This is a genomic window from Pseudorhodobacter antarcticus, assembly GCF_900110135.1.
Taxonomy (GTDB): domain Bacteria; phylum Pseudomonadota; class Alphaproteobacteria; order Rhodobacterales; family Rhodobacteraceae; genus Pseudorhodobacter; species Pseudorhodobacter antarcticus.
On record NZ_FOCO01000009.1, the window covers coordinates 13,124 to 40,123 of the forward strand.

Below are 27,000 nucleotides of genomic sequence, written 5' to 3' on the forward strand. Positions count from 1 at the left end.
TCTGGATGGGGTCAAACGCCCAAACGGTCGCGCAGCGCGTAATACCACGACCCCACCATTGAATAAGGCACGCGCAGCACCCGCCCGCCGGGGAAGGGATACCACGGCACCTTGGCGAACACGTCAAACCGGGATTTGTCACCATCAATCGCCTGCGCCAAAATCTTGCCAAAGGTGTGCGACCCCGTCACCCCATGCCCGGAATATCCATGCGCGAAATAGGTGCTGGACCCCAGCCGCCCCATTTGCGGCACCCGGCTGAACGACAGCGCGAAATTCCCACTCCACGCATAGTCAATCTTTACACCCTTCAGGCTGGGGTACACTTTTTCCATCGCGGGGCGCAGTTTGGCCACCACATCGCTGGGGTCCGTGCCGCCGTACACCGTGCCACCGCCAAAAATCAGGCGTTTGTCCCCGCTGAGGCGGAAATAATCGAGGATATAGCGCACATCCTCTACGCATTTATCGGTGGGCAGCAGCGCATCCGCGTTTTCCAAAGGCGCTGTCGCCATCATTTGCGTGGACACGGGCATGACCCGCGATGTCAGCGCCGGAATGACATGGCCCAGATAGGCGTTGCCGCACAGCACCAGCGTGTTGCAGGTCAGGGTGCCTTGTGCGGTTTTGACCACGGGTTTGGCGGCCTCTGTATCGGCATGAATGACGGGGGATTGTTCATAGATCACGCCGCCAAGGGATTCGAACGCCGCCGCCTGACCCAGTGCCAAATTCAGCGGGTGCATGTGGCCGCCCGTGTGGTCGATCATGCCACCTGCGTACACGTCCGACCCGATGTGGTCGTGCAGTTGCGCCTTGTCCAACATATCTTGATTGTGCAACCCGTGGCTGGCCCACAACGCGCGCCGCGCCTCCAATTCCTTCATATGCGCCGAGGTGAGGCCGGTGAAGATGTTGCCGGGTTTCAGGTCGCAGTCGATGTTATAGGTTTTGACCCGTTCGCGGATAATTTCGCCGCCCTCTTGGACCAAGCCTGCCACGAAATTTGCGGTGTCTTGGCCATAGCGTTTTTTGATGGTTTGCAGGCTGGCGTTCAGGCCGTTCACCACTTGGCCGCCATTGCGCCCCGATGCGCCCCAGCCGACCCGCGCGCCCTCGATGATTGCGACCTTGTAGCCTTTTTCGGCCAAATGCAGCGCGGTTGACAGGCCGCTATAGCCTGCACCCACGACGCAAATATCAATTTGCTGATCGCCTTGCAGGGCCGGACGGTCCGGCGATGGGTTGGCGCTGGCGGCGTAATAGCTGCCAGTGTGTTTCGTTTCGCCAGATGTGGCAAAGGTTTCAATGGCCATCACACAGACTCCAGATAGCTGTCATATTCAAAATCGGTCACATAGCGGGCGAACCGTTTCATTTCTTGGGTTTTACATTCGACCAGCATGGTTTGCAGGCGCTTGGAGAAAATATGTTCCACATTTTTCCCGCGCCGAAACGCTTGGATCGCGGTTGCCCAATCCAGTGGCAAATGGTCCAGCTTTTGGCTGTAAGCATCGCCGACAATCGGGTCGGCGGGTTGCATTTTGCCTTCGATCCCCAGCAGTGCGCCGCCAAGGATGCTGCCCAGCACCAAATAGGGGTTCGCATCCGCACCCGCGACGCGGTGTTCAATGCGCCGCGCTTTGGGGTTACCACCCGGAATACGAATGGCCGCCGTGCGGTTTTCATAGCCCCACGCAACCCCTGTTGGGGCATGCGCGCCGGGCAACATGCGGCGGTAGGAGTTTTGGTGCGGTGCAAAGGTGAGCGTGTTTTCTTGCATGGTTTCCAACAGCCCCGCGACCGCGTGCCGGAGCAGCGGCGCACCTTGGTCGGTGCCATTGTCAAACAGGTTCACGCCGTTTTCATCAATCAGACTGAAATGGACGTGAAAGCCGCTGCCGGACCGGTCGCCGTAGGGTTTGGCCATGAAAGTTGCCGCCATGCCGTGTTTGCGCGCGATGCCATGCACCAAGCGTTTGAACAAAACCGCATCATCGGCGGCCTGCAACGGGTCTGCGACATGGACCATATTGATTTCAAACTGGCCCGCGCCGTTTTCCGAAATCGCGGCATCGGCGGGGATGCCTTGTTCGTGGCAAGCGTCATAGACATCGTTCAGGAACGCGTCGAAATGCTGCAACTCATCCAGTGACAACGCACCGTCACTGTCCAGCCGCTTGCCCGTCACGGGCGAAACGGGGGGGCGGGGTTGTGCCTCGGTCGGGTCGCAGAGGTAAAATTCCAGCTCGGTCGCGACCACAGGGGTCATTCCTAGCGCTTTGTAGCGGTCAACGATGTTGGACAGGGCGTGGCGCGGGTCGCCGGCGAAGGGCACGCCGTCCTCGGTGCTCATCCAGAACATCACAAGGGCTGATGGGCGGCTGGTCCAGTTGATCATCACAATGGGGCGGCCAGTGTAATCGCAAATCCCATCGGAATCGCCGGTTTCAAACACCAATTCGTTATTTTCAATATCCTCGCCCCAGATATCGACGTTCATCACAGACAGCGGCATGCGCAGGCCGCCGTCCATGATTTCCTTGGCCTTTTCAATTGGCAGGCGTTTGCCGCGCATCGCGCCGTTCAGATCGCAGATGCAGGCGAACACCGTTTCCACCTCGGGGCGTTCGGACAGCCATTTTCTGATATTATTTGCGGTCATTGCAGGGTCATCCTTGTTGGGGTTTAGTCCAGTCTGCGCCGGGGTTATGCCCCAGATGTATCCTGCGGGCCGCCGAAATAAAACCAATATCGCGGTGGTGGGGCGTTACGCCCCGGCTTGGTCGATGTAATCGCCGTAACCTTCGGCCTCCATCTGGTCCAAGGGCACAAAGCGCAAGCTGGCCGAATTGATGCAATAGCGCAGGCCGCCCATATCGCGCGGGCCATCGTTGAACACATGGCCAAGGTGGCTGTCGCCGTGTGCCGATCGCACCTCGATGCGGACCATGCCAAGGGTGGCGTCGCGCAATTCGGCGACGTTGGCGGGTTCAATCGGGGTGGCAAAGGCGGGCCAGCCGCAGCCTGAATTGAATTTGGACGATGACCCGAACAGCGGTTCACCCGAGACAACATCGACATAGATGCCGGGTTCAAAATGGTTGTCGAATTTGCCGGTATAAGGGCGTTCGGTGCCGTTTTTTTGCGTCACGCGAAATTCTTCGGGGGTTAAGCGCGCCAAGGCTTCGTCTGTTTTGGCATAGGTCATTTTGGCCTCATTTCTGATGTTGTTATTCGTATTTGGGGGCGCGTGGGCCAAAAATCAAATGCGCCTTTCACGGCGTGCCGTTGAACTTCTTTTCAAGATCGGCCCAGCAGTCGATGTAATCATCCTGCAACGGCGCCTCATATGCTGCGAATGCCGTGAGGTGTTGGGGGAAGCGGGTTTCGAACATGAAGGACATGGTGTGGTCCAGTTTGTGCGGTTTTAGGCCCGCGTTACTGGCAGCATCAAACGCGCCGCGATCGGGGCCGTGGGGCAGCATCATATTGTGCAGGCTGATGCCGCCGGGGATAAACCCTTTTAGTTTGGCCTCATATTGGCCGTAAATATTGCCCATCAATTCGGACATGACGTTTTTATGATACCACGGCGGGCGAAAGGTGTTTTCCGCCACGGTCCAGCGTTCGCGAAACAAAACAAAGTCGATGTTTGCTGTGCCTTCAATCCCTGACAGGGCGGTGAGGACGGTGAAAATGGACGGGTCGGGGTGGTCAAACAGCACAGCGCCAATCGGGCAATAGGTGGACAGGTCGTATTTTACGGGCGCGTAGTTGCCGTGCCATGCCACCACATCCAAGGGGCTGTGGCCGATGTGGGTTTCATGAAATTGGCCGCACCATTTCACCGTCACCGTGCTTGGCACCTCGCGATCTTCAAACGCGGCGACGGGGGTTTTGAAATCGCGGCGGTTGGCCATGCAATTGGCCCCGATGGGCCCGCGCCCCGGCAGATCAAATTTTTGCCCATAGTTTTCGCAGACAAAGCCGCGCGCGGGGCCTTCCAAAACCTCTACCCGGTAGACCAGACCGCGCGGGATAACGGCGATTTCTTGGGGGGCCAGATCTATCACGCCCAATTCCGTGCAAAACCGCAAGCGCCCGGTTTGCGGCACCACCAACATCTCTGAATCCGCCGAGTAGAAATAGCTGTCCACCATGCTGGTGTTGACCAAATACACATGCGCGGCCATGCCGACCTGAATGTTCACATCGCCTGCCGTGGTCATGGTGCGCATGCCCGTAAGCCATGTCAGGGGCGCATCTGAATGGGGGACCGGATCCCAGCGGTATTGCCCCAGCGACACCACATCGGGGTCGATATGCGGCGCGGTTTTCCAATAGGGCAGGGTGATTTTCGCAAAACGCCCGGTGTGTTTGACCGATGGGCGGATGCGGTAGCACCATGTGCGTTCATTCTGGTGGCTGGGCGCGGTAAAGGCGGTGCCCGACAGCTGTTCGCCGTAAAGGCCATAGGCGCATTTTTGCGGGCTGTTCATGCCTTGCGGCAGGGCACCCGGCAGCGCCTCGGTTTCGAAATCATTGCCAAAGCCGGGCATATAACGGGGGGTGGTGCCGATCTGGGCCATAGCGGTGCCTTTTTGGAAACGGGGGTTTTGCGGGCCAGTTGAAACCGAAACGCACAGGCGCGCAAGGTGCCGCAGGGCCGGGGCTTTGCGGGGGCTTTGAAATGTGCGGGATCCATGCGAATACTGCGCCGAAGGCTGCATGATCCGTTTGGGAAGGGATACGCATATGACCAATCGCAGAACCGCAATGGCGACACTTGGCGGGGCGGTCTTGGCTGCCGTGGTGGCAAGCGGTGCAATGGCGCAAGAGGTGACGCTGCGCCTGCACCAATTCCTGCCCGCGCAGGCCAATGTGCCAAAGCTGATTTTGGATGTCTGGGCCGATAATGTGGAACGCGACAGCGCGGGCCGAATCAAGGTGGACCGCTTTCCATCCATGCAACTGGGGGGCGCGCCGCCCGAATTGATTGACCAAGTGGTTGATGGCGTGGCCGATGTGATCTGGACTGTGGTCGGTTATACCCCTGGACGTTTCCCGATGACCGAGGTGTTTGAACTGCCATTTTTCGTGACGGATGCGCGCGCTGCATCATCGGCCTATTGGCAGATGTATGAAGCGCATATGAAGGATACCGAATTCAAGGATGTCCATATGCTGGGCACATGGGTGCATGGGCCGGGGTTGTTTCACACGGCTGATCCGGTTGCGACCCCCGCCGATTTGCAGGGCATGAAAATTCGCGGCGCGTCGCGCATGGTCAACCAGATGTTGGAAAAGCTGGGGGCGGAACCTGTGGGCATGCCCGTGCCCGCAATCCCCGAGGCGCTGTCCAAAGGGGTGATCGACGGCGCGACCATCCCGTGGGAGGTGACGGGGTCGTTGAAGGTGCCGGAACTGGTGCAAAACCATACCGAATTTGAAGGGGCGGCGCTGTACAACATCACCTTTGTTCTGGCGATGAACAAAGGGGTTTACGCAGGCCTGCCTGATGATTTGAAGGTGGTGATTGACAAAAATTCCGGCCTTGCGTTTTCCATTTTTGCGGGGGGCACGCAGGCGGATGCGGACGCGCCCGCACGGCAAGTGGCGGTGGATTTGGGCAACACAATTGTCACCATCAGCGCCGCTGATGCGGCTGCCAATTGGATGCCGCTGGTGGAACCGATCTATGCCGATTGGGTGGCCGATATGGCGACCAAAGGCATCGACGGCCAAGCGTTGATCGACGAGGCGCGCGCCCTGATGGCGGCCTATAAGTAACGAGATATCGCACAGGCGGCCCGGGTGCAGCCCCCTGCGCCGGGCCGTTTTTGCCGCATTAAAGGCGCGTGATGCATCGCTTTTTCCTGACTTTGTCGCGATTGTTTGCCTATTTGGGCGGGCTGATGCTGGTGGCGCTGATCTTTATGACCTGCGCGTCGGTGTTGGGGCGTTGGGCCAATGATATGCTGCATGGCATGGTTGGTGCTGGGGTGATGCCGGGGGTGGCGCAATGGGGCCTTGATGCGGGCATCGGGGCTATTCGGGGGGATTTTGAATTGATGGAGGCGGGCATCGCCTTTGCCATTTTTGCCTTTTTGCCGTGGTGCCAGATCACGGGCGGGCATGCGGCGGTGGACCTGTTCACATCACGCCTGCCGCCGCGCGCGGACCGGATTTTGCGCGCGATAACGGAGGGGCTTTTTGCCGCCGTTCTGGTCGTGATCGCCGTGCAATTGGGCGCAGGCATGGTAAGCAAACTGCAATCGGGGCAAACCACGTTTCTGCTGCAGGTTCCGCTGTGGTGGGCCTATGCGCTGTCGCTGTCGGGGGCGGCGGCGGCGGCGGGTGTTGGGTTGTACATGGCCGCCGCACGGCTGGCCGAAGCGTGGTTGGGCCGGCCCCTTTTGCCGCAGGCGGCACCATGAGCGATTTGGCGATTGGTCTGTGGTCATTTCCCGCCCTGCTGGCGCTGATATTTCTGCGCGTGCCCATCGGGCTTGCGATGTTTTTGGCCGGATTGGTGGGGGTTAGCATTATCACGGGCGGGCCGGGCGTGGCGCTGGCCCGGTTGAAATCCGAAACCTTCACCACGTTTTCCAGCTATTCGCTGTCTATCGTGCCGATGTTTTTGTTGATGGGCCATTTTGCCACGCTTGGCGGCATGTCGCAGGCGTTGTTCAAAGCGGCAGAAAGCTGGTTGGGCCACCGGCGCGGCGGTGTGGCGATGGCGGCAATCGGGGCCTGCGCAGGGTTTGGGTCGATCTGTGGGTCATCGCTGGCCACGGCCGCCACGATGGGCCGCGTGGCGCTGCCGGAACTGCGCGCCAACGGGTATGCAGGTGGGTTTGCGACGGCCACATTGGCGGCGGGCGGCACGTTGGGGATATTAATCCCGCCGTCGGTCGTGTTGGTGATTTATGCGATTTTGACCGAAACCAACATTGCAAAGCTGTTTTTGGCGGCGTTCATTCCGGGGGTGATGGCGGCGCTGGGATATGTCGCCGTGATTGCGATTTATGTCCGGCTGTACCCGGATGCGGCGGGGGTGCGGGCGCGGGTGCCATATGCCGCACGCATGGCGGCGATGGTCAAGGTTTGGCCAGTTTTGTTGGTGTTTGTCACCGTGGTTGGTGGCATTTACGGCGGCATTTTCACCCCGACCGAAGGGGCGGCTGTGGGTGCTTTTGGCACAGGATTGATTGCGTGGTTGAACGGCGGTTTGACGCGGGCGACGCTGGCCGACAGTTTTTTGGTCACGGCCCGGTCCAGTGCGATGATCTTTTTTATCGTGCTGGGGGCGGCGTTTTACAACGGGTTTTTGGCGCTGACCCAAGTGCCGCAGGAAATTGCGATTTGGGTGACGGGGCAAGGGTTGAACCCGTGGGTTGTCATGGTTTTGATCTTGGTGTTTTACCTGCTGCTGGGCTGTTTGATGGACAGTCTGTCGATGATTTTGCTGACGGTGCCGATCTTTTGGCCTGTGGTGCAGGGGCTTGATTTTGGGATGGTCAGCATGGCCGATCTGCACGCCGCCCGCGCGCTGGATACGTTGGCGGGTGGGGTTGTCATTGCCCCCGATATGCTGGCCAGCGTGCAGGCCGCATTGGCCCAAGGGGTGGAGCTGACGCGCGATCAAATCGCCGCTTTGGGTTTGCGCGGGGTGAATGCGGGTGCGCTGGCGCGGATCAATATGGAACAGACCGCGATCTGGTTCGGGATTTTGGTTTTGATCGTGGTGGAGGTGGGTCTGATCACGCCCCCGGTGGGGATGAACCTGTTCATCATCAACACGATGGACCGCAAAACACCGATTGTGGAGACGTATAAGGCGGTGCTGTTTTTCGTCGCGTCCGATGTGCTGCGGGTGGCGGTTTTGGTGGCGTTCCCGGTGATCACGCTGGTGTTGGTAGGGTTTTGATCTTTTCTGGACTTAAAAGGGCGTTTGGTCTGGCGTTAAATGGTGGCTTGGCAAATTCCGATATTCGGGCATGATACATCATCTGATTTCTGTGCGGGGGCGATGGCCTGCCCGCGTTTTCCCAAAGGTGTTCCCATGGATGCGATGACCCGCAGCAACGATACGTTCAACGATATGTCCGGGGTGATCGCCGCAGATCGCGCGCATATCTGGCACCATCTGGCGCAGCACAAACCGTTTGAAACGGTCGATCCGCGCATCATCGTGGAGGGCAAGGGCCTGCGCGTTTGGGATGCCAAGGGCAAGGAGCATATTGATGCCGTGTCGGGCGGGGTTTGGACCGTCAACGTGGGCTATGGCCGCGAGTCGATTGCCAAAGCGATTTACGATCAGGTTTTGAAGATGAACTTTTTTGGCGGGGCGGCGGGGTCCGTGCCCGGCGCGTTGTTTGCGGAAAAACTGATCGCGAAGATGCCGGGCCTTAGCCGGGTTTATTATGCCAATTCGGGGTCGGAGGCGAATGAAAAGGCGTTCAAGATGATCCGCCAAATCTCGGCCCGGCATCATGGCGGCAAGAAATACAAGATTTTGTACCGCAACCGCGACTATCACGGGTCAACTTTGGCGACCATGTCGGCGGGGGGGCAGAATGAGAGGAACGCCCAGTATGGCCCCTTTGCGCCGGGGTTTGTGGAGGTGCCGCATTGCATGGAATATCGCAAGCAGTGGGACGTGGAAAATTACGGTCTGCGCGCTGCGGATGCGATCGAAGAGGTGATTTTGCGCGAGGGGCCGGACACGGTGGGCGGCCTGTGTTTGGAGCCGATGACAGCGGGCGGGGGCGTGATTACGCCGCCTGAGGGGTATTGGGACCGGGTGCAAGAGATTTGCCAGAAATACAATATTTTGCTGCATATTGATGAGGTCGTGTGCGGGATGGGGCGCACGGGCACTTGGATGGGCTATCAAAATTACGGAATTAAGCCGGATTTTGTCAGCCTCGCCAAAGGGGTTGCGTCGGGGTATGCGGCGATTTCGTGCATGGTCACGACCGAGGCTGTGTTTGACATGTTCAAGGACGACCCGAACGACCCGCTGTCGTATTTTCGCGATATTTCCACCTTTGGCGGCTGCACGGCGGGGCCTGCGGCGGCGTTGGAAAACATGCGGATTTTGGAGGATGAGGACCTGCTGGGCAACACCTTGCGGATGGAAAAGCGGTTGATGGGAAACCTGTCCAACCTGATGGACAAACATCGGGTGATTGGGGATGTGCGGGGCAAGGGGCTGTTTTGTGGGGCCGAATTGGTCGCGGACCGGGGGACCAAAGAGCCTGCGGATGAAAAGAAAGTGGCGGCTGTGGTGGCCGATTGTGCGGCGCAGGGCGTGTTGATTGGCATGACAAACCGGAGTTTGACGGGGCTGAACAACACCCTGACGTTTGCGCCGCCTTTGATCGCCACGGGAGATGATATTGATGCGATCACCCATGCGGTGGATATTGCGCTGACCAAGGTTTTTTCCTGATCGCAACCGCGATACATCGCACGAAGTACCCGGAAAATCGCGCGCGATTTTCCGGGTACTTCATTGGTATGTAATGATATTTGTTTTTGTGTTAACTGAATTTTAACGCGGCATCGCGGGTTGGGGTGGGGTGTTGTGTTGGAATTGTTGCTGCTGGTGGGTGGGTTTATTGGCCTGTCGATGATGATGAATTCCGATAGGGATAGCGCGGAGAGTGATGCCGCGCCCGATAGCGGGCCCGTTGCGGCCCCTGCGGCGACGATACCCGTGCCGGTGGAGACTGCCCCAGAGGTGGACACGGTCGAGACGTTGAGCCGGGCGTTGTGGTGCCGGGTGAGGCCGGGGGGCCCGTTAATGTGGCACCAATCCTGCCCCCGCCTGTTTTGCTTGCGCCTGTTGTTCCGGCACCCGTTTTGCCCAATGCGCCGATTTTTGGCACCGCCGCGTCAGACCGGATTGACGGTGGCGTGGGGGCCGATGTGATTGACGGGCGGGGTGGCAATGACACGATTTTTAGCGGCGACACCTATCTGGAGGAGGGGCCAGCGGCGTGACAGGCGGCGAGGGCCGTGATGTGCTGACGCTGTTTGACATTTTGGGCGATGATGCGGTGGCGCAGATCACCGATTTTGACCGCAGCCAAGACAGCCTGCGGGTTTGGATTGACGTGGGCGCGGGCGATGCCGGGCCGTTGACCCTGCGCGATTGGGCCGATGGAACCGGCGCGGATTTGTTTTACGGCGATGATTTGGTGGCCGAAATTGGCGGGGCGCAAGGCATGGACCCCGCGATGATTGACCTGTTTGTGCGCGGCGGGGCGGACGCCGGGCCGATCAATTTGTTTGATGGGCCGGGGTCGAACACGTTGCTGGGCAACGGGTCCAACAGCACGCTGTCGGGCGGGGGTGGGCGATGATGTGATCACGGTGGGTGGCGCGACCTTGGTTCCGGGGGCCGCGTTGTCGATGCAGGTTTGGGCCGACGGGCGGGGCGCGGATGTGTTGGCGGGCGCAGAGGTGATTGCGCGCGTCACGGGTGGGCAAGGGTTGGCTGTGGCCTATATTGGGGTGGTCCGGCGATAAGGCTGCTTGACTTTTGCGCGGGCTGGGCGCGGGATAGGTCCAGATTTGGTGTGACATGAGGCCAGAATGGCGATCCCCCCGGAAGCGTTCTTTTTGCATGGCAATTTGAATGGCACTTTGCAGCAGCGTATCCGGCAATTGGTGGCCGAGGGCATTGTGGCGGGGCGGTTTCGCGCTTGTGACAAGATGCCATCCAGCCGGGGGTTGGCGGCGCAGTTGGGGGTGTCGCGCATCACCGTGACGCTGGCCTATACCGATTTGGTGGCGTCTGATTATCTGACATCAAAGGGGCGGTCGGGGTATTTTGTATCTGCCAGCGCGCCGTTGCAGCCTGAATTTGAGGTGGGGCCGCGCGCGCTGGCCGTGCAGGTGGATTATGCGCAGCGCACGGGCCAGCGGTTTTCGGGCGCAGAGATGTTGCGCAGGCCTGCGGATTGGGCCAGCTTTCGCTATCCGTTCATTTATGGGCAGGCGGATGCCAGTTTGTTTGACCATCAAAACTGGCGGCAATGTGCGGTGCGCGCGCTGGGCAAGCGGGATTTTGAAGCGCTGACCAGCGATTATTACGACCGTGATGATCCGTTGCTGATCGAATATATCTTGCGCAACATCTTGCCGCGCCGTGGGATTGAGGCGACCGGGGCGGAGGTGTTGCTGACGATGGGCGCGCAAAATGCGCTGTGGTTGGCGGGGCAGGTTTTGACGCGGCCGGGCGTGCGGGCGGCGGTGGAAAACCCCGGATACCCCAGTTTGCGCGGGATTTTGGCGCAGACGGGGGCGGCTGTGGACTGGGTGGATGTGGACGAAGGCGGGTTGCCACCCGATGCAATTCCTGCGGGGGTGAATGTGGTGTTCACCAGCGCCAGCCATCATTGCCCGACCAATGCGACAATGCCGATGGCGCGGCGGCGGGCGCTGATTGAGGCCGCAAGCGCGCGGGATTTTGTGATTGTCGAGGATGATTATGAGTTCGAGATGTCGTTCCTGAAGGCGGTGTCGCCGGCGTTGAAATCGCTGGACCGTGAGGGGCGGGTTGTTCATGTCGGGTCGTTTTCCAAGTCGATCTTTCCGGGGTTGCGGTTGGGGTATATCGTGGCCCCCGAAGGGTTTATCCGCGAGGCGCGGGCGTTGCGGGCGCTGACGTTGCGCCACCCGCCCGGCCATATTCAGCGCACGGCGGCGTATTTTTTAAGCCTCGGGCATTATGATGCGTTGGTGAACCGGATGAAGCAGGCGTTCAAGCGGCGGCGTTTGGCGATGGGCGAGGCGATGGAGGCGGCAGGGTTGCAAGTGGCGGGGCAGGGCGGGGTTGGTGGGTCGAGTTTTTGGATGGTGGCGCCGGAGGGGGTGGACACCGAAGCCTTGGCGCGCGGGTTGCATGCGCAGGGTGTGTTGATTGAACCGGGGCGGGTGTTTTTTGACCCCGCGCGCGCGCCGCGCAATTATTATCGGCTGGCGTATTCCACGATTCCGGTGGGGCGGATTGCCGAAGGGGTGGGGTTGATTGCGGCGGGGATTGCGCGGGCCGACAGGTGCAAGCCGGTGCGGCCCGTATGAGCATCCCTTTTGATCTGAGCATTGGCAGCGCCGCCTATATGCTGGTGGTTTTGTTTGTGGCGTCGTTTGTGCGGGGATATTCCGGGTTTGGATTTGCGGCGCTGGCCGTGTCAGGGGCGTCACTGGTGATGAACCCGATGATGATGGTGGGTGTGGTGTTGTGTTTGGACTTTTTGCTGACGTTTCAGCAATGGCGCGGTGTGGCGCGGGATGTGGCGTGGAACCGCGTGGTGCCGCTGTTATGCGGGGCGGTTGTGGCCTTGCCATTGGGGTTGTGGGCGATCACCCAAGTGCCGCCGGATGCCGCGCGGGTGGTGATTGCGGTTTATGTGTTGGTGATGTGCGCCGTGTTGATGCGGGGGTTTGTGGTGACTGCCCCGCAGGGGGTGCGGGCGCATGGGGGGATGGGCGTTATCTCGGGGTTGGCAAATGCGGTGGGGATGGGGGGGCTGCCGGTGGCCACTTATTTTGCGGCGCAAGGGGTGAGCGCGCGGGCGTTTCGGGCGACGTTGATTGTGTATCTTGCGCTGTTGGACGCCGTGACGTTGCCGTTGATGTGGTGGCATGGGTTGATTGGGGCGGATGCGGTGGTTGGGGTTGTGGCGGGGTTGCCTGTCGCGGTGTTGGGGGTTTGGCTGGGGGGGCGGCATTTCTTTGGCACGGACCCGCAGGATTTTCGGCGGTTTGCGATTGGGTTATTGGCCGTTTTGGCGTGTATGGGGTTGGCAAAGGCGGTTTTGTGATGCGCAAGATTTTGGTGATCAATGCGGGGTCATCATCCGTTAAATTCGCGGTGTTTGCGGGTGGGGCGCAAGTTGCATCAGGCGCGGTATCCGAAGTGGGCGGGGCGGCGCAGTTGAAATTTGGCGGTGTGGCGCGGGCGGTGGATGCGCCTGACCACCGTGCGGCGGTGGCGCTGTGTTTGGCGGCACTGGCAGAGGCGGGTTTTGCGGTTGCGGGCTTTGCGGCGGCGGCGCACCGGGTTGTGCATGGCGGGCGCGATTTGGTGGCGGCCTGCCGTGTGACGCCTGCCGTGATGGCCGCAATTGAGGGCTGCGTGCCGCTGGCCCCGCAGCACAATCCGGCGAATTTGGCGGGCCTTCGCGCGTTGGCGGCGTTGGTGCCCGCCTTGCCGCAATATGTCAGTTTTGACACGGCGTTTCACGCGACCCAGCCTGAGGTTGCCGCACGGTACGCCGTGCCGGGCGCGGTGGAGGCGTTGGGGATTAGGCGCTACGGGTTTCACGGAATTTCTTATGCCAGCATGGTGCGGGCGGTGCCGGGGCAGGTGCCGCGGCGGTTGTTGGGGCTGCATTTGGGCAATGGCGCGTCGCTGTGTGCGATTTTGAACGGGCAATCGGTGGGGCATACGATGGGGTATTCGCCGCTGGAAGGGCTGACGATGGGCACGCGGGCGGGGATGATTGACGGCAACGCGGTTTTGAAACTGGCGCAAGTTTACGGGATTGAAGGCGCGGGCCGGATTTTGAATTTGGAAAGCGGGCTGTTGGGGCTGGCTGGTGCGTCCGACATGCGGGTTTTGGCGCAGGCGGGCACGGCGCAGGCGCAGTTTGCGCGCGACCATTTCGCCTATTGGGCGGTGCGCCACGCGGGGTCGATGATTGCAGCGATGGGCGGGATTGATGCGCTGGCCTTTACCGGGGGGATCGGTGAGAATGATGTGCAAATGCGGGGGGCGATCATGGATGGTTTGGCGTTTACGGGGCTGCGTTTTGATGCGCAGGCCAATGCGGCGGGCGCGGAAAACCTGCATGATATCAAATCCTTGGTGCGGGCTTGGGTGATCCCTGCGGCAGAGGAGGCGTGGATTGCCCATGAGGCGGGCCAGTTGATGGACAAAGGGGCGTGAGGGTGGTGCAGCCGAAAATTGATACATCGCCGCGCGTGTCGGACGAGGTGCGCAAGACCACCTGTTACATGTGCGCGTGCCGCTGCGGGATTGATGTGCATCTGACATCGGGCAAGGTGACGTATATTGAAGGGAACCGCGCGCATCCGGTGAATAAAGGGGTTTTGTGCGCCAAGGGGGCGGCGGGAATTCGGCAGGTTTATGCGCCCTCGCGCCTGCGGGCCCCGATGCGGCGGGTGGGGCCACGCGGGTCTGGCGCGTTTGAGGAGATTTCCTGGGAAGAGGCGCTGGGGATTGCGGTGGAGTGGTTGGGGCCGTTGCGCGCCGAGGCCCCGCAAAAGCTGGCGTTTTTCACCGGGCGTGACCAGAGCCAGAGTTTGACCAGCTTTTGGGCGCAAAACTATGGCACCCCGAATTATGCGGCGCATGGCGGGTTTTGTTCGGTGAACATGGCGGCAGGCGGGATTTACACGGTGGGTGGCGCGTTTTGGGAATTTGGCCAGCCCGACTGGGAGCGTACGAAGCTGTTTATCCTGTTTGGCGTGGCTGAAGACCATGACAGCAACCCGATTAAGATGGGGTTGGGGCGACTGAAGGAACGGGGGGCGCGCGTGATTGGGGTGAACCCTATTCGGTCAGGCTATAACGCTGTGGCGGATGAGTGGTTTGGGGTGACGCCGGGGGCGGATGGGTTGCTGATTTTGGCGTTGATCCATTGTTTGCTGGAGGCGGGGAAGGTTGATCTGGACTACCTCGCAAGGTTCACCAATGCGCCGTTGTTGGTGCGCAGCGATGAAGGCGCGGAAAAGGGGCTGTTTTTACGGGATGCTGCGGGCAAGGCGGTTGTGATGTCTGGCGGCGTTTTGGTGCCATTTGATGCGCCGGGGGTGCGGCCGGATTTGGGTGCGGTTTATGAGGGCCACCGGACGGTGTTTCAGCATATGGCCGAGCGGTATTTGAGCAAGGATTATGCGCCGGAGGCGGTGGCGGCGCGGGTGGGGATTGAGGCGGTGCGGATACGGGCGCTGGCGGCGGAGTTGGCGCGCGTGGCGTTTGATGAGGCGATTGAGATTGCGCAGCCGTGGGTCGATTTTCGCGGCGATGCGCATGACCGGATGGTGGGGCGGCCTGTGTCGTTTCACGCCATGCGGGGGATTTCGGCGCATTCCAACGGGTTTCAAACCGCGCGGGCGCTGCATTTGTTGCAGGTGGTTTTGGGGACGGTGGAGACGCCGGGCGGATACCGGTTCAAGCCGCCATACCCCAAGCCCGCCGAGGCGCATCCGGCCCCGCATTGCAAGGTGACGCCCGGCAAGCCGCTGGACGGGCCGCACTTGGGCTATCCGCGCGGACCGGAGCATTTGTGTTTGGACGCGGAGGGAAATCCGGCGCGGATTGACAAGGCGTTTTCGTGGGAAAATCCGCTGTCGGCACATGGGGTGATGCATATGGTGATCGCCAATGCGCATGCTGGTGATCCGTATAAAATTGACACGTTGTTTTTGTATATGGCGAATATGGCGTGGAATTCGTCGATGAACACGGCGGCCGTTATGGAGATGTTGACCGACAAAGGCGACGATGAGGAATATGTGATCCCGCGGATCATATATTCGGATGCTTATGCGAGTGAGATGGTTGCCTATGCTGATTTGATTTTGCCCGATACGACGTATCTGGAGCGGCATGATTGTATATCCTTGCTGGACCGGCCGATTTCGGAACCCGGTGCGGCGGGTGACAGTATTCGCTGGCCGGTGGTGGAGCCTGACCGCGAGGTGCGGGGGTTTCAGTCGGTGCTGATTGACCTTGGCGCGCGGTTGGGCCTGCCGGGGTTTGTGGATGATAAGGGGGGGGCGATGTACCGCGATTATGCGGATTATATTGTAAACCACCAGCGCAGGCCCGGCGTGGGGCCGTTGATGGGATTTCGCGGCGATGGCGACGACGTTGGGCGCGGCGCACCGAACCCCGATCAGTTGCAGCGGTACATCGACAACGGCGCGTTTTTTCAGGCGCATGTGCCGGAAGGGGCGGAATTTTATAAGCCGTGGAACAAGGCCTATCAGGATTGGGCGGTGAAGATTGGGCTGTATGATGCGCCGCAGCCGTATTTGTTTTCGATCTATTCCGAGCCGATGCGGAAGTTTCAATTGGCTGCCGAAGGGTTTGGCGACCGCCAGCCGCCCGAGGCCGCGCGCGAACGGCTGCGGGTGGCGATGGACCCGTTGCCGATATGGTATGCGCCGTTTGGCGATGATGTGAGGGGATATCCGCTGCATGCGCTGACGCAACGGCCGATGGCGATGTACCATTCTTGGGGGTCGCAGAACGCGTGGCTGCGGCAAATTCATGGGCAGAACCCGCTGTATGTGCCGACGACGGTGTGGGTTGCGCATGGGTTTGCGGAGGGCGATTGGGCGCGGGTGACATCGCCCAATGGCGCGATTGTGGTGCCGGTGGCGCATATGGCGGCGCTGAATGAACATACGGTTTGGACTTGGAACGCGATTGGCAAACGCAAAGGCGCGTGGGGGTTGGACCCGGATGCGCCCGAAGCGACAAAGGGGTTTTTGCTGAACCATTTGATCTCGGAGTTGCTGCCCGAAAAGGGTGACGGGATGCGGTGGAGCAATTCCGACCCGGTGACCGGGCAGGCCGCATGGTTTGATTTGCGTGTGAAAATTGAAAAAGTGGACGCCCCGCAGGAGGCGCAGCCCGCCTTTCCCGCGTTGAGTTTGAAAGGGGTGCAGGTATGACATGCCTTCCGGGACATACCCAGAAAAAGCTGGGATTGGCGATTGATCTGGACACTTGCGTGGGGTGTCATGCCTGCGTGACGGCCTGCAAGGGTTGGAACGATCAGGGGTATGGTGCGCCGTTGAGCGATCAAGATGCGTATGGGGCGCAGCCGTCGGGGACGTTTTTGAACCGGGTCCATTCCTATCAAGTGCAACCTGATGAGGGTTTTGCACAGATTATTAACTTTCCCCGGTCATGTTTGCATTGTGAGGATGCGCCTTGTGTCACCGTTTGCCCAACGGGGGCGAGTTATAAGCGAGAGGAGGATGGGATTGTTCTGGTCAATGAAAGCGATTGCATTGGCTGTGGTTTGTGCGCCTGGGCCTGCCCGTATGGCGCGCGCGAAATGGATGCTGACGCGGGGGTGATGAAAAAATGCACGCTGTGCGTGGATCGGATTTACAATGAGAATTTGCCGGAGGAGGACCGAGAGCCTGCCTGTGTGCGCACTTGTCCAACCGGTGCGCGGCATTTTGGGGATTTCGCGGATCCGGACAGCAAAGTGTCGCAACTGGCGGCCAAGCGCGGGTTTGATTTGATGCCAGATATGGGAACGCGCCCGGTGAACAAGTATTTGGCCCCACGGCCAAAAGATAAGCGGAGCGAGGCGTCGTTGCTGGCACCATTGCTGGATATTGAGGCCAAAGGGTTTGCCGGTTGGTTGGACCGTGTTTTGGGGAAAATCTGATGCATCCGGCACCGTCTGTTATCATATTTTCGGTCCTGTCGGGGCTTGGCTTTGGGTTCATGGTGTTTTTGGCGCTGGGATTTTTGCCCGTGGCGGGGGGGGCGGCGTTTTGGATTTGGGGCGTTGGATATGCGCTTGCAGTTGGCGGATTGATCGCGGCGACGGCGCATTTGGGCAACCCGCAGCGGGCGTTAAAGGCGTTTTCCCAGTGGCGCAGCAGTTGGTTGAGCCGTGAAGGCTGGGCGGCGGTGCTGGCGCTTTTTGTGATGGCCCCGATTGCGCTGGGCGATTGGTTGGGGTTTGGCGTGCCGTTTGTTTGGCGCGGATTGGCGGCGGCGTTAGCGTTGGTGACGGTGTTTTGCACAGCGATGATTTATGCGCAGATCAAGGCGGTGCCGCGTTGGCATCATTGGTTGACGCCCGTGATGTTTATGACGTTTTCGCTGGCCGGCGGTGCGCTGTTGGCGTTGCAGGCGGTGCTGGCCTTTGTGTTGTTGCTGGGGTTGGCGGTGGTGATGTTGGTCTTGTTTTATGTGGGCGACCGCCAGTTTGCGCGCGCGGGGCAAAGCATGGAAACGGCCACAGGATTGGGGCGGATTGGCAAAGTTGCGGTGTTTGAACAGCCGCATACCGGCGAAAACTATCTGCTGCGTGAGATGATTTTTGTTGTGGGGCGCAAGCATGGGCAAAAGCTGCGGATGATCGCGGTTCTGTGTGCGGCGGTGTTGCCCGCGCTGATGGCGGCGGTGGGCGGTGCCGGGCTGTTGTTGGCCGCCGTTTTTGTGCATTTGGTCGGCGCGTTCGCGGCGCGTTGGTTGTTTTTTGCGCAGGCCGAACATGTGGTGGGTCTGTATTACGGCAAGCGGTGAGTTGAGCCATATCAAGGCGGGGCGTGCGCGGGGCTGCTAATCTGCCCCCACAAGCTTGGATATGGAGAATGCGATGCCCCGCCTGATGTTGATTTTGTTTTCGATGATTTCCACCACCTTGATGGGGGTGGGCATGATTGTGTCGTTGGTCATGGGATATGACACGTTAAACCCGCTTTTGATTGCGATTGGCATTGGGTTTGTGGTGTCGATTCCGGCGAGTTGGATTATTGCGAAACAAATCGCCGGGTGATTTTGGCGCGATTAGGCGAATTGTTCGCGCAGCAAACGTTCCTCTAGGCCGTGGCCTTCGTCAAACAGGATGCGGTGGCGGATTTTAGGGTCCAACCGGATTTCGACGGCCAGCACGTTGGGCACAGAGATAGAGTCGGCATCGGCGCGAACGGGGCGTTTTTCCGCCTCGAGCACGTCGAACCGCACGACGGCCGATTTGGGCAGCAGTGCGCCGCGCCAGCGCCGGGGCCGGAACGCGGCGATCGCGGTAAGAGCGAGGACATCAGAGCCGATGGGCACGATGGGACCATGCGCGGAATAGTTATAGGCGGTGGAGCCTGCGGGGGTGGCGACGAGGGCGCCATCGCAAACCAGCTCCTCCATCCTAACCCGGCCATCCACCGATATGCGCAGTTTGGCGGCTTGGGGGCCAGAGCGCAACATACTGATTTCATTGATTGCAAGGCCGTATTCAACGCCGCCATCTGCGGTTTCGGCGCGCATGGTGAGGGGGTTGACCACGGTCTCCTCTGCCTCCTCCAGCCGTTGGTGCAGGTTGTCGATTCCGTAAGCGTTCATCAAAAAACCGATGGTGCCGCAGTTCATGCCATAGACGGGCAGATCGCGCGACTGGGTTTTGTGCAGGGTTTGCAGCATGAAACCGTCACCGCCCAAAGCCACGATATGGGTGGCGCCGGGCAAGGGGTGGTTGCCGTAAAGGGCGGTCAGGGTGGCGAGGGCCGTTTGGGCGGCGGGGGCGTCACTGGCCAAAAATGCAATCCGGTGCGACAAAACGTTCCCCCATGGCCCGCGATATGTGGGCAGGGGCAGTTTGAGGCACAGGGGCGGGCAGTTTCAACCCCTTAGCGTGTGGCGGGGCCTGAAAAGCGGGTGCGCCTGTGTGGGAATGTCGCGCAAACCGGGTAGCATGGCGGATTCTTGGCTTTCCGTAGGGGCCAAGCCGGGTTAAACCTTGGGCAAAGCCCCTAGGATTGAACAGGAGACGCCCATGAACGCCGCCGCAGATACCGCGCACCGTGACGCTGGATTTTTCACCGAAAGCCTGACCACGCGTGACCCCGAGTTGTTCCATGCGATGACGCTGGAACTGGGCCGCCAGCGCGATGAGATTGAGTTGATTGCATCTGAAAACATCGTGTCGCGCGCCGTGATGGAAGCGCAGGGCGGCGTGATGACGAACAAATATGCCGAAGGCTATCCGGGGCGGCGCTATTACGGTGGTTGCCAATATGTTGATATTGCAGAAACTTTGGCGATTGACCGCGCCAAGGAATTGTTCGGCTGTGAGTTTGCCAATGTGCAGCCCAATTCGGGGTCGCAGGCCAACCAAGGCGTGTTTACTGCGCTGATCAAACCCGGCGACACGATTTTGGGGATGTCGCTTGATGCGGGCGGGCATTTGACGCATGGCGCGGCCCCGAACCAGTCGGGCAAGTGGTTTAACGCCGTGCAATACGGGGTTTTGCAAGACAGCCTGCTGCCTGATTATGACCAGATCGAAGCGCTTGCGTTGGAGCATAAGCCCGCGCTGATTATTGCGGGCGGGTCGGCGATTCCGCGGATTTTGGATTTCGCGCGGTTCCGGGCGATTGCCGATAAGGTGGGCGCGTATTTTCTGGTGGATATGGCGCATTTCGCGGGGTTGATCGCGTCTGGCCATTACCCAAGCCCGTTCCCGCACGCGCATGTGGCGACCACGACCACGCATAAAACCCTGCGCGGGCCGCGCGGTGGCATGATTTTGACGAATGATGAGGCAATTGCGAAAAAGGTGAACTCGGCGATTTTTCCGGGGATTCAGGGCGGGCCGTTGATGCATGTGATCGCGGCAAAAGCGGTTGCGTTTGGCGAGGCGTTGCGGCCAGAGTTCAAGGCCTATCAGGGGCAGGTTATTCGCAATGCGCAGGCGTTGGCGGACCAGTTGATGAAGGGCGGGCTTGGCACCGTGACGAACGGCACCGACACGCATTTGATGCTGGTCGATTTGCGGCCCAAGGGCGTGAAGGGCAACGCGACCGAAAAGGCGTTGGGCCGTGCGCACATCACCTGCAACAAAAACGGCATCCCGTTTGATACGGAAAAGCCGATGGTAACATCGGGCATCCGTTTGGGCACGCCTGCGGGGACCACGCGCGGGTTTGGCGAGGCGGAGTTCCGCCAGATTGGCGATTGGATTGTCGAAGTGGTCGATGGGTTGGCCGCCAATGGTGAGGATGGCAACGGCGCGGTTGAAGCGGCCGTGAAGGCGAAGGTTTCGGCACTTTGCGCGCGTTTCCCGATCTACCCGGGGCTGTGATTTAAGGGGCGCGGGGTCACACCCGCGCCCTTTTTTCGCGTTATGGCGCTGCACCTTCACCGTGACAACCTGGGCATAGAGCGCCGTTTGGGCGACTTTGTGCGTGCGCGGATGCCCGGTGTTGCGGGCGAGTTGGTGATGTTTTTGTGCAAGCAGGCCTGGGCCTGTTTTTTTGGCGGTTTGTTGTTGGCGATGATTATTGTCACCAAGCTGGTTTGGAACCCCGATTGGGTGATCCAACGCTATGATTTCTTGTTTATATTCGCGATTTTGGTGCAAGTTTTGTTCCTGCGGTTCAAGCTGGAAACGTGGGAGGAAGCGCGGGTGATTTTGCTGTTTCACGCCACGGGCACGGCGATGGAGTGGTTCAAGGTGCATGCGGGGTCGTGGGGATATCCGGAGCCTGCGCTGTTCAAGCTGATGGGGGTGCCGCTGTTTTCGGGGTTCATGTATGCCGCCGTGGGCAGCTACATCGCGCGGGTTATTCGGATTTTTGCGATGCGGTTTGCGCCTTACCCGCCGTTTTGGATGACGATGGTTTTGGCGGTGGCGATTTATGTGAATTTCTTTGCGCATCATTTTGTGATGGATATTCGGCTTGGGCTGTTCGTCGCGACGATTGTATTGTTTGCGCGCACGAAGGTTTGGTTTGTGAACACGGTCAAAGCGCGATGGATGCCGATGCCTCTGGCCGCATTTTTGGCAAGTTTTGCGCTGTGGATGGCGGAAAATGTGGGCACGGCCACGGGGACGTGGCTGTATTCTGGGCAAATCTCGGGGCAATGGGTAAGTTTTGCCAAACTGGGGTCGTGGTATTTGCTGCTGTATGTGGCGTTTGCGACGGTGACAGTGGTCAGCCGTTCGGCGTTGTCGCGCCGTTAGATAAGCCCGCGCCAGACCATAAAGGCGGCGATCAGCGCGCCCATGGTCAGCAATCCGAAAAGGACCGAGGTCGAGAACCCCAAAAGCCTGCCGCGCAGGCGGTGGGCGCGATTCAACGGGCGCAGGTGACGCACGCAGATGTCGTAATTTTTGGCGACCGCCTCGTGGTCGATCTGCATCAGGAGTTTGGGGTTGGGGGCGTTTTCAGCAGCCTCGGCCAAGGCCAATGCCGCGGTTTGGACGCGGCGGGGCAGGCGGGCACCGCCGTGGGACAGCTTTTCGGACAGATCTTGGCCCTTGATGCCAAGGCGGTCTGACAACAGATCGGAAATGCGGTAGGCCATTTGTTGGATTGTAACCAAGCCCATCGGCTGTTGTCCCTTTGATGATTTGCCCCTGTTTACGCCGGGACAGTGTGCGGATCAACTGCTCTGGTGCGGTGGGATGGGTTGGGGTATGACTTAATTATGTTGAATTCGGTCTTTTACCCCGCCCAAAGCCCCGTTGGTTTGCCGCCTTTGTTGATTGTGCATGGCCTGTTTGGGTCGGCGCGCAATTGGGGGGTGATTGCGCGGCGCATGGCCGCTGACCGCGATGTAGTGGCGGTGGATATGCGCAACCATGGAGACAGCTTTTGGGCTGACAGCCACACATATGCGGATATGGCGACGGATTTGGCGGCGGTGATTGCGGCACATGGCGGGCGGATGGATGTGATGGGCCATTCAATGGGTGGCAAGGCCGCGATGCAACTGGCGCTGACGCATGGGGATTTGGTGGACCGCTTGATTGTGGCGGATATTGCGCCTGTCGCCTATGACCACGATCAAAGCCCGCATGTGCGCGCGATGCAGGGGCTGGATTTGGCCGGGATTACCACGCGCGGGGCGGCGGATTCGCGGTTGGCGGGCGTGATGGAGGACCCGGGGCTGCGCGCGTTTTTCCTGCAATCGCTGGATTTGAAGGCGGACCCGGTGCGGTGGCGGTTGAATTTGGACGTGTTGGCGGAGCAGATGCCCGCGATTGTGGGCTGGCCGGGGACCAAAGGTGTGTTTGACGGCCCGGTGTTGTTTTTGGCGGGGGCAGGTAGCCATTATGTAAAGCCCGAATACCGCGCCGACATGCGCGCGTTGTTTCCCGCCGCGCGGTTTGCGAAAATTCCGGGCGCGGGGCATTGGTTGCACGCCGAAAAACCGCGCGAGTTTGAGGACACGTTGCGGGTGTTTTTGACGCGGTAAACGCCGGGTTTTGGGGCTGGTGTTGTCAGGTATTTGGACCAAGCCGAAGCGGGGGCATTAGGTTTTGCCCGGTTTTGCCCATTGTTCGAGTTTTCGGTAAAGTGTGGAGGGCGAGACATCCAGCACGCGGGCTGCGCGGGGGATGGAGCCTGCGTGCATGTCGATGGTGGCTTGGATGATGCGGCGTTCCACCTCGGCCAGCGGCAGGCCCAGCAGGGCGTCGAGGTTTGGAAGCGCGGCTGTTTCGGGGGGGCTTGGCGTTTCTGGCGTGGGGGGTGGGGTGGTCAGATCGCCGGGCAGCATGTAGGCCAGCACCTGGGGGCCATCATAAAGCACTGTGACGTTGCGGATCACGTTGAGAAGTTGGCGCACGTTGCCCGGCCACGGCAGCGATTGAAACAGAGCGCGCACATCGGGGGCGAGGGTGGTGAAGGCGCGCCCTTCCTCGGCTGCAAAGCGGTGCAGGGCGGTTTCGGCGATTTCGATCACATCGAGGCCACGGTCGCGCAGGGGCGGCATGTGGATGGGGATGACGTAGAGGCGGTAATACAAATCCTCGCGGAACTGGCCACGGCGCACGGCATCGGCGGGGTCGCGGTTGGTGGCGCAGACGATGCGGACGTTGACCTTGCGCGGGCGGGTGGCCCCCACGGGTTGCACCGCGGAGGTTTGCAAGAACCGCAGCAGTTTGGTTTGCAGGGCGGGCAGCATTTCGCAGACTTCATCCAGAAACAGCGTGCCCCCATCGGCGGCGGCGGCGGCCCCGATTTTATCGGCGACGGCCCCGGTGAAGGAGCCTTTGACATGGCCGAACACCTCGGATTCCAAGAGGTCGGCGGGGATTGCGCCGCAGTTTAGGGCGATGAAAGGGCCAAAGTGGCGTGGAGATTGTTGGTGAACGGCGAGCGCGCAGAGTTCTTTGCCCGTGCCGCTTTCGCCTGTGATGAACACGGTTGCCATGCTTTGGGCGCAGGCGGCGATTTTTTCCTGCACGCGGGACATGGGGGGGGAGGAGCCGATAAACGAGCCTTCGGGGAGGGGGGGGGGGTGGTTTGAGGGTGCGCGCGGTCTGAGGGATTGGTTGGGGCGTGGGGGCCTGTTGGTTGAGGTGGTGTCGCGTGTGGCGCCGTCGCGTTGGGCGCCTTCACGCAGAGCCCCCTCACGCAATGCGTTGTCGATGCAGGACAAAAACCGCCCTTCGTCAAAGGGTTTGACCAGAAATTCATGAGCCCCGGCGCGCACCGCCTCGACCGCTTTGTTGATGGAGCCGTTGGCGGTGATGATGATCACGCAAGTGTCGGGTTGGTGGGCCAGCATATCTTGCATCAGGTCCAGCCCGTCGCGGTCGGGCAGGGTAAGGTCGAGCAGCACGATGCGGGGCTGTTCGCTGCGAAACAGCGCGTAGCCATCGGCAGCGGTGGCGGCGCAGGACACGCGGTGGCCAGCGTTGATCAGCGTGGCGCGGTAGACGAGTTGCAGCGACATCGTATCCTCGATCAGCAAGATCGGGGGGTGGGGAGGGGCGGTTTTGGCGGGGGGCGTCATGGTGGGGTGTGCCCTTGGGGGGTGATTTGGGTGATAAAGGTGATGAGATGGGCCAGCCCGTGGAGGGTTTTGGCGTGATGGGCGCGTGTGGCCGTGGGGTTTTGGGCCGTGGCCGCGTGGTTGAGGTGGCGGGCTGTGGTTTCAAGCGCGGTTGCCCCGGCGGTGCCTGCAAGTGCAATTAGGACATGGGAGGCGTGGGCGAGGGTGGGCCAATCGGGGGCGTTTTGCGGGGGCAGGGCCGCGCGCAACTGGGCTTGCACTTGCGCCAGATCGGCGTGATAGCGCGCGACCAGTTCGGCGGCGAAATCGGGGCCGGCGAGGGTGAGGAGGCGGGTGAAAATGGCCGGGTCAAAGGCGGGCGTGGCATCTGTGCCGCGCGGGGGCGGAGTGGGGGGGGCGCTGTGTGGGGGCGTTTTGGTGTTCATGCTATTCTCGACCTTTTCACACCAAGCCGCGTTTTGGAATTGGGATTTTGCGGCAGGGTTGAGAAAAGCGGTGGGATTTGGGCCAGCGGCCCTGTGGCGCGCTGGGGGTGCCCTGCGCGCCACGGGGGGGTTACGCTGTGCCGTTGGCGAGGCCCAAGGTTTGCAGGGCGGTGCGGATTTCATCCAGCGCGGCGGGGTCTTCGATCGTGGCGGGGGCTTTGAACGGGGCGCTGTCGGCGATTTTCACCATGGTGGAGCGGAGGATTTTGCCCGACCGGGTTTTGGGCAAGCGTTGGATGACCAGCGCGCGTTTGAAATCGGCCACGGGGCCGATGCGGGCGCGCATCAGTTTTACACATTCCGCGATCACATCGGCATCGGATTTGGTGGTGCCTGCGTTGAGGCAAAGAAAGCCCAAGGGCGATTGCCCTTTGAGTTGGTCCGCGACGCCGATTACCGCACATTCGGCGACATCGGGGTGGGAGGCCAGCACCTCCTCCATAGCACCGGTGGACAGGCGGTGGCCGGCGACGTTGATCACGTCATCGGTGCGGGCCATGATATAGAGGTAGCCATCATCGTCGATATAGCCTGCGTCACCGGTTTCATAATAGCCGGGGTATGTGGTGAGGTAGGATTTTTCAAAGCGATCTTCGGCGTTCCACAGGGTTGGCAGGGTGCCGGGGGGCAGGGGCAGTTTGACCGCGATTGCGCCAAGGGTGCCGGGGGGGGCGGGGTGGCCGCCTTCATCCAACACTTGGACATCATAGCCGGGCATGGGGACGGAGGGGGAGCCGATTTTGACAGGCAGCGCCTCAATCCCCATGGGGTTGGCGGCGATGGCCCAGCCGGTTTCGGTCTGCCACCAATGGTCGATCACGGGGATTTTGAGGGCGGTCATGGCCCAATTGATGGTGTCGGGGTCGGCGCGTTCGCCTGCGAGGTAGAGGGTTTTGAGGTTGCTGAGGTTGTAATCAGCGACCAGTTTGCCCTGTGGGTCATCGCGTTTTATGGCGCGCAGCGCCGTGGGGGCGGTGAAGAAACTTTTGACTTTGTGTTCCGCGATGACGCGCCAAAAGGTGCCTGCATCGGGGGTGCCGACGGGTTTACCTTCAAACACGATCGTGGTGCAGCCTGCGATCAGGGGGCCGTAGCAGATGTAGCTGTGGCCGACGACCCAGCCCACATCGGAGGCGGCCCAGAACACATCGCCCGTGTCCACGTTATAGACGTTTTTCATGGTCCAGTTCAGGGCGACAAGGTGGCCCGCGGTGGCGCGCACCACGCCTTTGGGTGCCCCTGTGGTGCCGGAGGTGTAAAGGATATAGGCGGGGTGGTTGCCGGGGACGGGCACACAATCGGCGGGTTCGACGCCGTATTGAAAGCCGTGCCAGCTGACATCGCGGCCTTCAATCAGCTTTGCAACCTCTTGTTCGCGTTGAAAGATCACGCAGAAATCGGGTTTGTGGGTGGCCATGTCGATGGCCCCGTCCAGCAGCGGTTTGTAATGGATAACGCGGGACGGCTCTACCCCGCAGGAGGCGGCGATGATGGCCTTTGGTTTGCAATCGTCGATGCGGACGGCGAGTTCGCTGGCGGCGAAACCGCCGAACACGACCGAATGGACCGCGCCAAGGCGGGCGCAGGCCAGCATCGCCTCTAGCGCTTCGGGGACCATGGGCATGTAGATGAGGACGCGGTCGCCTTTTTCCACGCCTTTGGCGCGCAATGCGCCCGCGAGCGAGGCGACGCGGTTGCGCAATTCGGCATAGGTGATGGAGTGTTTGGTGCGGGTGACGGGGCTGTCATGGATGATGGCGATTTGCGCGCCGCGCCCTGCCTCCACATGCCGGTCCACCGCGTTCCAGCAGGTGTTGACCATGCTGTCCGTGTACCATTCGTAAAACGGCGCGCGGGTGGCGTTGAGGGCGTGGGTGGGGGCGCTGTGCCAGTCGATGGATTTGGATTGTTCCATCCAGAAGGCTTCGGGATTGGCCTTCCAGCCTGCGTAAACGTCTGCGTATGCCATTG

At 60.5% G+C, this 27,000-nt stretch carries 26 protein-coding genes; 17 read left to right on the forward strand and 9 right to left on the reverse strand.

Features of this window, described 5'->3' with window-relative positions; genetic code table 11:
- Positions 1 to 11: 11 nt before the first annotated feature.
- From BMY36_RS06220 to hmgA, 4 genes are all read right to left on the reverse strand, one after another.
- Entirely contained in the window at positions 12 to 1,316 is a 1,305-nt protein-coding gene (locus BMY36_RS06220; protein ID WP_050521107.1) for an NAD(P)/FAD-dependent oxidoreductase, read from the reverse strand.
- On the reverse strand, positions 1,316 to 2,665 hold the full coding sequence (locus tag BMY36_RS06225; RefSeq protein WP_050521108.1) for a glutamine synthetase family protein: 1,350 nt from the start codon (positions 2,663 to 2,665) through the stop codon (positions 1,316 to 1,318). The genes BMY36_RS06220 and BMY36_RS06225 overlap by 1 nt, the downstream gene beginning before the upstream one ends.
- A 105-nt stretch (positions 2,666 to 2,770) precedes the next feature.
- On the reverse strand, positions 2,771 to 3,211 hold the full coding sequence (gene msrB, locus BMY36_RS06230) for a peptide-methionine (R)-S-oxide reductase MsrB (RefSeq protein WP_050521109.1): 441 nt from the start codon (positions 3,209 to 3,211) through the stop codon (positions 2,771 to 2,773).
- Between the two features lie 67 nt (positions 3,212 to 3,278).
- Positions 3,279 to 4,592: a homogentisate 1,2-dioxygenase gene (hmgA, locus tag BMY36_RS06235; protein WP_050521216.1), complete on the reverse strand. Its 1,314-nt coding sequence runs from the start codon at positions 4,590 to 4,592 to the stop codon at positions 3,279 to 3,281.
- A gap of 166 nt (positions 4,593 to 4,758) precedes the next feature.
- On the opposite strand from hmgA, the gene BMY36_RS06240 reads away from it, so the two are divergent.
- From BMY36_RS06240 to BMY36_RS06300, 14 genes are all read left to right on the forward strand, one after another.
- A complete protein-coding gene (locus tag BMY36_RS06240) occupies positions 4,759 to 5,793 on the forward strand; it encodes a TRAP transporter substrate-binding protein (protein ID WP_050521217.1) in 1,035 nt (344 codons plus the stop codon).
- Between the two features lie 71 nt (positions 5,794 to 5,864).
- On the forward strand, positions 5,865 to 6,440 hold the full coding sequence (locus BMY36_RS06245) for a TRAP transporter small permease (protein ID WP_050521110.1): 576 nt from the start codon (positions 5,865 to 5,867) through the stop codon (positions 6,438 to 6,440).
- Positions 6,437 to 7,933 carry a TRAP transporter large permease gene (locus tag BMY36_RS06250; protein ID WP_050521218.1) on the forward strand — a complete coding sequence of 499 codons (1,497 nt, stop codon included), beginning with the start codon at positions 6,437 to 6,439 and terminating at the stop codon, positions 7,931 to 7,933. The genes BMY36_RS06245 and BMY36_RS06250 overlap by 4 nt, the downstream gene beginning before the upstream one ends.
- A gap of 144 nt (positions 7,934 to 8,077) precedes the next feature.
- The gene (locus BMY36_RS06255; protein WP_244888658.1) at positions 8,078 to 9,460 is read left to right on the forward strand and encodes an aminotransferase family protein; all 1,383 of its coding nucleotides are present in this window, start codon (positions 8,078 to 8,080) and stop codon (positions 9,458 to 9,460) included.
- Positions 9,461 to 9,816: 356 nt separating this feature from the next.
- A complete protein-coding gene (locus BMY36_RS06260) occupies positions 9,817 to 10,014 on the forward strand; it encodes a hypothetical protein (protein WP_139193955.1) in 198 nt (65 codons plus the stop codon).
- Positions 10,011 to 10,376: a hypothetical protein gene (locus BMY36_RS06265; protein WP_050521112.1), complete on the forward strand. Its 366-nt coding sequence runs from the start codon at positions 10,011 to 10,013 to the stop codon at positions 10,374 to 10,376. The genes BMY36_RS06260 and BMY36_RS06265 overlap by 4 nt, the downstream gene beginning before the upstream one ends.
- Complete coding sequence (locus BMY36_RS19865; protein WP_156215297.1) at positions 10,366 to 10,542, forward strand: hypothetical protein; 177 nt, start codon at positions 10,366 to 10,368, stop codon at positions 10,540 to 10,542. The genes BMY36_RS06265 and BMY36_RS19865 overlap by 11 nt, the downstream gene beginning before the upstream one ends.
- Positions 10,543 to 10,608: 66 nt before the next feature.
- On the forward strand, positions 10,609 to 12,099 hold the full coding sequence (locus BMY36_RS06270; protein WP_050521113.1) for an aminotransferase-like domain-containing protein: 1,491 nt from the start codon (positions 10,609 to 10,611) through the stop codon (positions 12,097 to 12,099).
- A complete protein-coding gene (locus tag BMY36_RS06275) occupies positions 12,096 to 12,842 on the forward strand; it encodes a sulfite exporter TauE/SafE family protein (protein WP_050521114.1) in 747 nt (248 codons plus the stop codon). The genes BMY36_RS06270 and BMY36_RS06275 overlap by 4 nt, the downstream gene beginning before the upstream one ends.
- A complete protein-coding gene (locus tag BMY36_RS06280) occupies positions 12,842 to 13,969 on the forward strand; it encodes an acetate/propionate family kinase (protein WP_050521115.1) in 1,128 nt (375 codons plus the stop codon). Before BMY36_RS06275 ends, BMY36_RS06280 begins: the two co-directional genes overlap by 1 nt.
- Entirely contained in the window at positions 13,966 to 16,728 is a 2,763-nt protein-coding gene (locus tag BMY36_RS06285) for a molybdopterin oxidoreductase family protein (RefSeq protein ID WP_050521116.1), read from the forward strand. The genes BMY36_RS06280 and BMY36_RS06285 overlap by 4 nt, the downstream gene beginning before the upstream one ends.
- On the forward strand, positions 16,725 to 17,459 hold the full coding sequence (locus BMY36_RS06290) for a 4Fe-4S dicluster domain-containing protein (protein WP_050521117.1): 735 nt from the start codon (positions 16,725 to 16,727) through the stop codon (positions 17,457 to 17,459). Before BMY36_RS06285 ends, BMY36_RS06290 begins: the two co-directional genes overlap by 4 nt.
- On the forward strand, positions 17,459 to 18,328 hold the full coding sequence (locus BMY36_RS06295) for a dimethyl sulfoxide reductase anchor subunit family protein (RefSeq protein WP_050521118.1): 870 nt from the start codon (positions 17,459 to 17,461) through the stop codon (positions 18,326 to 18,328). The genes BMY36_RS06290 and BMY36_RS06295 overlap by 1 nt, the downstream gene beginning before the upstream one ends.
- Before the next feature lie 73 nt (positions 18,329 to 18,401).
- On the forward strand, positions 18,402 to 18,581 hold the full coding sequence (locus tag BMY36_RS06300) for a hypothetical protein (protein ID WP_050521220.1): 180 nt from the start codon (positions 18,402 to 18,404) through the stop codon (positions 18,579 to 18,581).
- 11 nt (positions 18,582 to 18,592) lie between these two features.
- Here BMY36_RS06300 and BMY36_RS06305 read toward each other — a convergent pair whose 3' ends face one another.
- Positions 18,593 to 19,354, reverse strand: a complete 762-nt coding sequence (locus tag BMY36_RS06305) for an NAD kinase (protein ID WP_074818504.1) — start codon at positions 19,352 to 19,354, stop codon at positions 18,593 to 18,595.
- A 217-nt stretch (positions 19,355 to 19,571) separates the two neighbouring features.
- Between BMY36_RS06305 and glyA the strand changes: the two genes are divergently transcribed.
- Positions 19,572 to 20,879, forward strand: a complete 1,308-nt coding sequence (glyA, locus tag BMY36_RS06310; RefSeq protein ID WP_050521120.1) for a serine hydroxymethyltransferase — start codon at positions 19,572 to 19,574, stop codon at positions 20,877 to 20,879.
- A 42-nt stretch (positions 20,880 to 20,921) separates the two neighbouring features.
- On the forward strand, positions 20,922 to 21,761 hold the full coding sequence (locus BMY36_RS06315) for a DUF817 domain-containing protein (protein ID WP_050521121.1): 840 nt from the start codon (positions 20,922 to 20,924) through the stop codon (positions 21,759 to 21,761).
- Here BMY36_RS06315 and BMY36_RS06320 read toward each other — a convergent pair.
- Positions 21,758 to 22,129, reverse strand: coding sequence for a hypothetical protein (locus tag BMY36_RS06320; protein WP_050521122.1), 372 nt, complete (start codon positions 22,127 to 22,129; stop codon positions 21,758 to 21,760). The genes BMY36_RS06315 and BMY36_RS06320 overlap by 4 nt on opposite strands.
- A gap of 99 nt (positions 22,130 to 22,228) precedes the next feature.
- Here BMY36_RS06320 and BMY36_RS06325 point away from each other — a divergent pair, with 99 nt between their 5' ends.
- Positions 22,229 to 22,999 (forward strand): alpha/beta fold hydrolase, encoded by a 771-nt coding sequence (locus tag BMY36_RS06325; RefSeq protein WP_050521123.1) that lies wholly within the window; start codon positions 22,229 to 22,231, stop codon positions 22,997 to 22,999.
- Between the two features lie 57 nt (positions 23,000 to 23,056).
- Here BMY36_RS06325 and BMY36_RS06330 read toward each other — a convergent pair whose 3' ends face one another.
- The 3 genes from BMY36_RS06330 to BMY36_RS06340 all read right to left on the reverse strand — a co-directional run bounded on the left by BMY36_RS06330 (position 23,057) and on the right by BMY36_RS06340 (position 26,998).
- The gene (locus tag BMY36_RS06330) at positions 23,057 to 24,544 is read right to left on the reverse strand and encodes a sigma-54-dependent transcriptional regulator (protein ID WP_074818507.1); all 1,488 of its coding nucleotides are present in this window, start codon (positions 24,542 to 24,544) and stop codon (positions 23,057 to 23,059) included.
- Positions 24,541 to 24,969: a hypothetical protein gene (locus tag BMY36_RS19420; RefSeq protein WP_074818510.1), complete on the reverse strand. Its 429-nt coding sequence runs from the start codon at positions 24,967 to 24,969 to the stop codon at positions 24,541 to 24,543. Before BMY36_RS19420 ends, BMY36_RS06330 begins: the two co-directional genes overlap by 4 nt.
- A gap of 130 nt (positions 24,970 to 25,099) precedes the next feature.
- Positions 25,100 to 26,998, reverse strand: coding sequence for a propionyl-CoA synthetase (locus BMY36_RS06340; protein WP_050521124.1), 1,899 nt, complete (start codon positions 26,996 to 26,998; stop codon positions 25,100 to 25,102).
- Positions 26,999 to 27,000: the final 2 nt, after the last annotated feature.